Consider the following 7,297-nt stretch of genomic DNA (forward strand, 5'->3'; position numbering starts at 1 on the left):
TCTGTCTCCGTTTTTCTTCTTGACTGAGCTTGTTGCACCATGCTGTTGAAAGACCTGGGGGCGGGGGCCGATTTCTGCGTACCCCCGCAGCATGAGGCCCCCGCCCCCAGGCCTTTCAACAGCTAAACAAGCATGCAGTCACCCTTTCAACAAGTCCTTGCCAATGATCAGCTGCTGAACTTCTGTCGCACCTTCGTAAATGCGCAACGCCCGGATTTCGCGGTACAGCGACTCCACCATCACGCCTTTTTTGACGCCCATGCCGCCGTGCATCTGCACAGCCATGTCGATGATTTGCTGCGCGTTTTCGGTGGCGCACAACTTGGCCATGGCCGCCTCGCGCGTGATGCGAGTGCCTTGGTCACGCAGCCAAGCGGCCCGATACGTCAAGAGCGTGGCTGCGTCCAACAGGGTGGCCATTTGGGCGATCTTGGTCTGGGTGATCTGGAAGTCGCCCAAGCTCTGGCCAAACATCTGGCGTGAACGCGCCCAAGCGATGGACTCGTGCAGCGCGCGCCGAGCAAAGCCCAGAGCGGCCGCCGCTACCGAGGTGCGGAACACATCGAGCGTGGCCATGGCCACTTTGAAGCCTTGGCCCGCTTCGCCAATGCGCTGGTTCGCAGCCACTTGGCAGTTGTCAAACTGAAGCGTGGCCAGTGGGTGCGGTGCGACCACGTCAATGCGCTCTTCAATCGTCAGGCCAGGCGTGTCGGCGTCGACAATGAAAGCCGAGATGCCCTTGGCACCCCGGCCAGGGGAGCCACTCAATCCTTCGCCGGGGGCCTCGCCCGTGCGGGCGAACACCACATAAAAGTCGGCAATGCCCCCGTTGCTGATCCAGGTCTTGCGGCCATTCAGCACATAGCCATCTGCCGTGGCCGTGGCGCTGCACTGCATGGCGGCCACATCGGAGCCCGCATCGGGCTCGCTCAAGGCAAAGGCCGACAAGGCTTGCCCAGATGCCACGCGCGGCAAATAACGCTGCTTTTGATCGGCGTTACCCATCAGACTGATGGCGCCTGTGCCCAAGCCTTGCATGGCAAAGGCAAAGTCAGATAGGCCGTTGTGAAAGGCCAGCGTTTCGCGCAGCAGACACAACTGACGGGTGTCGATCACATCGGACGCCGCACCATAGGACACACCGGACACCGCATATTTAAGCCAGCCGCCTGCGCCCAACAAGCGCACCAGCCGAATGCATTCGGCGTCCATCGCGTCGCGGCTTTCGTCGTGGTGCGCGTGGGCCAGATGCGTCTTGCACCAGTCGTCCAGACGTGCTTTGAAGTCGCGGTGACTGTCTTCAAAAAAGGGCCAGTCAAGTTCAGCCGGGTGACTGTTTGCAAGGTCATTCATGGTTCAGTCCCCTTCAAACACAGGCGTTTGTTTGGCCACAAAGGCGTGATAGGCCCTGTGGAAATCGTTGGTGGCCATGCAGATGGCTTGGGCTTGGGCTTCGGCCTCAATGGCTTCGTCCACCCCCATGTTCCATTCTTGTTGCAGCATTTTCTTGGTGATGCCATTGGCAAAGGTGGGGCCTGACACCAGCTGTGCGGCCATGGTCTGCGCTTGGTCCAAGACCTCGTCGGTGGTGCACACACGGTTGTAAAACCCCCAGCGCTCAGCCTCCAATGCGCCCAAGCCGCGACCGGTGAACAGCAGCTCACTGGCGCGTCCTTGCCCAATGATGCGCGGCAAGAGTGCACAAGCGCCCATGTCGCAGCCCGCCAAGCCCACCTTGTTGAACAAGAAATAGGTTTTGCTGCGCTCAGTGCCGTAACGCAGATCCGAGGCCATCGCCAAAATGGCGCCCGCGCCGGCGCACACACCATCGATGGCGGCAATGATGGGCTGTGGGCATGCGCGCATGGCTTTGACCAAATCGCCCGTCATGCGGGTAAAGGCCAGCAGGCCCGGCATGTCCAGCTTGGTCAGCGGGCCAATGATTTCGTGCACATCGCCGCCCGAGCAAAAGTTGCCGCTCGCGCCGGTGATCACCACGGCGTGGATGTCGGGTGCATAGGCCAACGCACGGAAAAAGTCGCGCAACTCGGCATACGAATCAAAGGACAAAGGGTTCTTGCGCTCCGGGCGGTTCAGGCTGACGGTGGCCACACCGTCTTTGACAGACAGCAAAAAATGCTCGGGCTGATAACCCGCCATGGGCTGGTTGTGGCGCGGCAATTGATGCGGCTGGCCGGGCAGGTGACGTGGGCTCATGCGCTCTCCTGAGTGAGGATGGTGTGGTGGCTTTTGGTCTGCGGCTTGATGGGGCCTGTCTTGAGAATCCCCAGCAGTTGGTGCAGTTGTTCTTGCTCTGACGCTGACAGCGGCGACATCAGTTCGACGACCCAGTTTTCGTGGGCCATCGCCATGGCGGCGAAAACGCCTCGCCCAGCGGGTGTCAGGTGCACGGCATAGGCACGCCGATCACCCGGCTGGGCTTGGCGCTGCACCAGTTGTTCTTTTTCGAGCTGGTCCACGATGCTGGTCACGTTGCCGCCTGTGACCATCATGCGGCGGGACAACTCGCTCATCGACAAGCCTTGCGGCTCGCGCTCCAACTGTGCCATCAGGTCAAAGCGTGGCAAGGTGATGCCAAACTGCTCTCGCAAGCGTTGACGGATGGTGTCTTCCATGCGGGTGGTGGCCGACAACAGACGCAGCCACAGGCGCAGCGAGGCATGGTGATCGGCGTGGGCTCGCACTTCCATGTCGGTGTGGGTGTGTGCGCTCATGCCGCCATCTCCCCGCCATCGATGGCAATCGCTTGGCCGTTGATGGCATCACTGCCTTGTGCACACAACCACAGCACGCTTTGCGCCACTTCGTGTGCCTGCACCAGCCGCTGCTGAGGGTTGCTCACAGCCAGCGCTTGTCTCGCTTCAGCTTCGCTCTTGCCTGTTTTACGCACGATGTTCTGCACCGCTTCACGCACGATGTCTGTCTCGGTGTAGCCAGGGCAAATCGCGTTCACCGTCACGCCTTTGCGGGCCAGCTCCAAGGCCAAGGCTTTGGTCAAGCCGACCACGCCGTGCTTGGCCGCCACATAGGCGCTCACATAGGCATAGCCTTTGAGTCCCGCTGTGCTGGCGATGTTGACGATGCGACCCGGCGTTCCGGTCTGTGCCGCTTCGAGCATGCCTGGCAAAACGGCCTGGATGCAGTGGTAGCTGCCGGTCAGGTTGACGTTCAACATGTGTTGCCACAGCGCGGCATCGGTCTTGCCAAAGGGCTGGCTTTGCGCTTGGCCTGCGTTGTTGACCAAGACATTGACCGGGCCCAAACGGGCCTGCGCCTGCTGCACGGCGGCTTGCACGGACTTCTCATCTGTGACATCCATGGGCGAGATCAGGACAGCCAGCTCAGGCACTTGCGCACGCAAAGTCTCGGCTTGCGATTGCAATTTGTCTGATGATCGGCCACACAGGGTCAAGCGGCAGCCCGCGCGCGCCAGTGCCATGGCGATGGCAGCTCCAATGCCAGCGCCTGCACCCGTGATCAGGGCATGGCGGTTTTGCATCTCAGTCTCCTTTGCTGGCAGTTTGTTGTGCGCGTTCGCGAGCAAAGCCGGCTTCGAGTTGCGCTTTGCCCGAGACATAAGCACGCGGCCACTCGATGTCTTTGAATCCGATGCGTGCCGCTTCTGTCAGTGTCCATGCGGGATTGGCCAAGTGCGGCCTGGCCACCGCACACAGGTCGGCACGGCCTGCGGCCAAGATGCTGTTGACGTGGTCCGCCTCTGATATGGCGCCCACGGCGATGGTGGCGATGCCCGCCTCTTGGCGGATGCGATCGGCAAACGGGGTCTGGTACATGCGTCCGTAGGTCGGCTTTTGCTGTGCACTGACTTGCCCCGACGAGCAATCGATCATGTCGGCTCCTGCGGCTTTGAAGGCGCGCGCGATCTCGACGGCATCGGTGGGCGTGATGCCACCCTCAACCCAGTCGTGCGCAGAGATGCGCACCGACATGGGCAAATGCGGTGGCCATGCGGCACGCACGGCCTCAAAAACCTCAAGTGGGTAGCGCAGTCGCTTGTCCAGTGAGCCGCCATACTCATCCACTCGGTGGTTGGTGATCGGGCTGATGAAGCTGGACAACAAATAACCATGCGCACAGTGCAGCTCAAGCCAATCAAAGCCCGCCTGTGCTGCGCGCTGCGTGCAGGCCACAAAGTCGGCTTTGACCCGGTCCATGTCGGCTCGGTTCATGGCCCGAGGCAAAGCACCCTGCGTCAAGTATGCGATCTTTGAAGCGGCCATCAATGACCAGTTGCCTTCTGGGTCGTCTGCGGGTACAGGCTGATCCATGCCTGCACCTTGCCAGGGCCGACAGCTTGAGCCTTTGGGACCGGCGTGGCCCAGTTGCAAGCCGATTTTGGCGTCGGTTTTTTCGTGCACCCAGTCGGTGATGCGTTTGAAATCGGCGGTTTGCGCCTCATTCCAGAGGCCGGGACAGCCATGTGTGATGCGCCCATCTGCGCTGGGCGCGGTCATCTCCACCATCACGAGTCCGGCCCCCCCCATGGCGCGTGCGCCCAAGTGCACCAAATGATCGTCACCCACACGCCCGTCGTGCGCCATGTATTGCGCCATGGGTGACACCATCACTCTGTTCTTCAACGTGACCGAGCGCTGTGTATAGGATGTAAACATCGGTGGTCGCACACGCGGCGTCTCAGTGCGGGCAGCAAACCAAGCCTCATAACCTTCGAGCCAGGCCTTGTCGCGCAATCGCAAATTCTCATGGCTGATGCGCTGGCTGCGGGTCAACATGGAATACATGAACTGCTCAGGATCGAGTTGATCGCAGTAGCGCTCACCACACACCTCAAACCATTCCATTGCATTCCAGGCTGCATTTTGGAGCCGGATCACATCGATCTCGCGCACTGCTTGGTATTGCTTGAGCACGTGAGGTATGCAGTCTGCCGTATCGCCAATCGCATTGAACTGCCGCACCAATTCGATGGCATCTTCCAGCGCGAGTTTGGTGCCCGAACCAATCGCAAAGTGCGCGGTGTGCACCGCATCCCCCATCAGCACAACATGGCTGTTGCCGTTGAAATGCGACCAGTTGGCGCACTTCACACGCTGGAAATTCAGCCAAGCAGATCCTCTCAAGTGGCGTGCATTGGTCATCAACTTTTCGCCATTCAGGTTCTTCGCAAAAAGCTTTTCACAAAAGGCGATGGATGCCTCTTGATCTGCTTGGTCCAAGCCATGCGCAAGCCAGACATGCTCTGGACACTCGACGATGAAGGTCGAGGTCTGTGCATCAAATTGATACACATGGGCCTGGAACCAGCCATGCGCCGTCTTTTCAAACAAGAAAGTAAACGCGTCGTACTTGCGCTGAGTTCCCAACCAAATATACCGATTGGGTCGCGTCACGATGTCGGGTTGAAAGACCTCGGGCATGCGGCTGCGCACTCGCGAATTGATGCCGTCGCTGGCAATGACCAAATCGGCGTCCGGAAAATCCAAATCCGACTGTACGTCTTGCTCGAATTGCAATTGGACACCGAGCTGTTCACAACGTGCTTGCAGGATGTTGAGCAGTTTTCTACGCCCAATGCCCACAAAACCGTGCCCACCTGAGCGAATCACACGGTCTTTGATGTGAAGCTCAATGTCATCCCAATGGTTAAACGCTTCTTGCACTTCATGGGCAGTTTCAATGTCCCACTGGCGCATGTTTTCAAGCGTTTGATCGGAAAACACCACGCCCCATCCAAAGGTGTCGTAAGGCTTGTTGCGCTCGACCACCGTGATGTCGTGGTGGGGGCCGAGTTTCTTCATTAACAATGCAAAGTACAAGCCTGAAGGACCACCGCCAATGCACACGATTTTCATGTTCACTCTCTATGCTGTTGGAAACAAGACCCATAAATTGAGGTCTGTATATTTGAAGCCTCAAGTATTTAAGCAAATAAAATTGCCGTCAATCGAGTAGTAACCCGAAGTTTAGGCATAGAAAGCGAGGGGGAAATACGTGACAGGCAAGAAAAAACGCCCCACCGAAGGGTGAGGCGTTTTGGGCTGTTAGAAGCCTGACGATGACCTACTTTCACACGGGAATCCGCACTATCATCGGCGCTAAGTCGTTTCACTGTCCTGTTCGAGATGGGAAGGAGTGGGACCAACTTGCTATGGTCATCAGGCATAACTTGGTGTCATCTTGATCCAATCAAGACAACGAATTCATAGAGCTTCGAATCAGATTTTAGGCTTGTTCACCAGGCTTTCACCCAGTCTCTCACCTTTTTTGAATGCGTCAACTTGGCATAACTTCCTTGACCAATGCACATCTTGCGACGTGTGATCAAAGTTATAGGGTCAAGCCTCACGAGCAATTAGTACAGGTTAGCTTAACGCATTACTGCGCTTCCACACCCTGCCTATCAACGTCCTGGTCTTGAACGACTCTTTAGGGGGCTCAAGGCCCCGGCAGATCTCATCTTGAAACGAGTTTCCCGCTTAGATGCTTTCAGCGGTTATCTCTTCCACACTTAGCTACTCGGCAATGCCACTGGCGTGACAACCGATACACCAGAGGTGTGTCCACTCCGGTCCTCTCGTACTAGGAGCAGGCTTCCTCAAATCTGCAGCGCCCACGGAAGATAGGGACCAAACTGTCTCACGACGTTTTAAACCCAGCTCACGTACCTCTTTAAATGGCGAACAGCCATACCCTTGGGACCGGCTACAGCCCCAGGATGAGATGAGCCGACATCGAGGTGCCAAACACCGCCGTCGATATGAACTCTTGGGCGGTATCAGCCTGTTATCCCCAGAGTACCTTTTATCCGTTGAGCGATGGCCCTTCCATACAGAACCACCGGATCACTATGTCCTACTTTCGTATCTGCTCGACTTGTCAGTCTCGCAGTTAAGCACGCTTATGCCATTGCACTATTATCACGATGTCCGACCGTAACTAGCGTACCTTCGAACTCCTCCGTTACGCTTTGGGAGGAGACCGCCCCAGTCAAACTGCCTACCATGCACTGTCCCCGATCCAGATAATGGACCTAGGTTAGAACCTCAAACACACCAGGGTGGTATTTCAACGTTGGCTCCATGCGATCTAGCGACCACACTTCAAAGCCTCCCACCTATCCTACACAGATCTGTTCAAAGTCCAATACAAAGCTACAGTAAAGGTTCATGGGGTCTTTCCGTCTTTCCGCGGGGAGATTGCATCATCACAAACATTTCAACTTCGCTGAGTCTCAGGAGGAGACAGTGTGGCCATCGTTACGCCATTCGTGCAGGTCGGAACTTACCCGACAAGG

Annotated in this window: 5 protein-coding genes and 2 rRNA genes (1 of these 7 cut by a window edge); all 7 read right to left on the reverse strand. The window is 57.5% G+C overall.

Annotated elements, in window-relative coordinates; all coding sequences use genetic code 11:
• Positions 1-138: 138 nt before the first annotated feature.
• On the reverse strand, positions 139-1,353 hold the full coding sequence (locus tag BN3544_RS07680; RefSeq protein WP_019430839.1) for an acyl-CoA dehydrogenase family protein: 1,215 nt from the start codon (positions 1,351-1,353) through the stop codon (positions 139-141).
• A 3-nt stretch (positions 1,354-1,356) separates the two neighbouring features.
• On the reverse strand, positions 1,357-2,217 hold the full coding sequence (locus BN3544_RS07685) for an enoyl-CoA hydratase family protein (RefSeq protein WP_019430840.1): 861 nt from the start codon (positions 2,215-2,217) through the stop codon (positions 1,357-1,359).
• Positions 2,214-2,735 (reverse strand): MarR family winged helix-turn-helix transcriptional regulator, encoded by a 522-nt coding sequence (locus BN3544_RS07690; protein ID WP_019430841.1) that lies wholly within the window; start codon positions 2,733-2,735, stop codon positions 2,214-2,216. Before BN3544_RS07690 ends, BN3544_RS07685 begins: the two co-directional genes overlap by 4 nt.
• Positions 2,732-3,520: an SDR family NAD(P)-dependent oxidoreductase gene (locus BN3544_RS07695; RefSeq protein WP_019430842.1), complete on the reverse strand. Its 789-nt coding sequence runs from the start codon at positions 3,518-3,520 to the stop codon at positions 2,732-2,734. The genes BN3544_RS07690 and BN3544_RS07695 overlap by 4 nt, the downstream gene beginning before the upstream one ends.
• Position 3,521: 1 nt before the next feature.
• Positions 3,522-5,855 (reverse strand): bifunctional salicylyl-CoA 5-hydroxylase/oxidoreductase, encoded by a 2,334-nt coding sequence (locus tag BN3544_RS07700; RefSeq protein ID WP_019430843.1) that lies wholly within the window; start codon positions 5,853-5,855, stop codon positions 3,522-3,524.
• A gap of 195 nt (positions 5,856-6,050) precedes the next feature.
• A 5S ribosomal RNA gene (rrf, locus tag BN3544_RS07705) occupies positions 6,051-6,163 on the reverse strand.
• A gap of 171 nt (positions 6,164-6,334) precedes the next feature.
• Positions 6,335-7,297, reverse strand: a 23S ribosomal RNA gene (locus BN3544_RS07710) (it continues 1,917 nt past the right edge of the window).

The sequence above is a fragment of the Limnohabitans sp. Rim47 genome (genome assembly GCF_001517545.1).
Taxonomy (GTDB): Bacteria; Pseudomonadota; Gammaproteobacteria; order Burkholderiales; family Burkholderiaceae_C; genus Limnohabitans_A.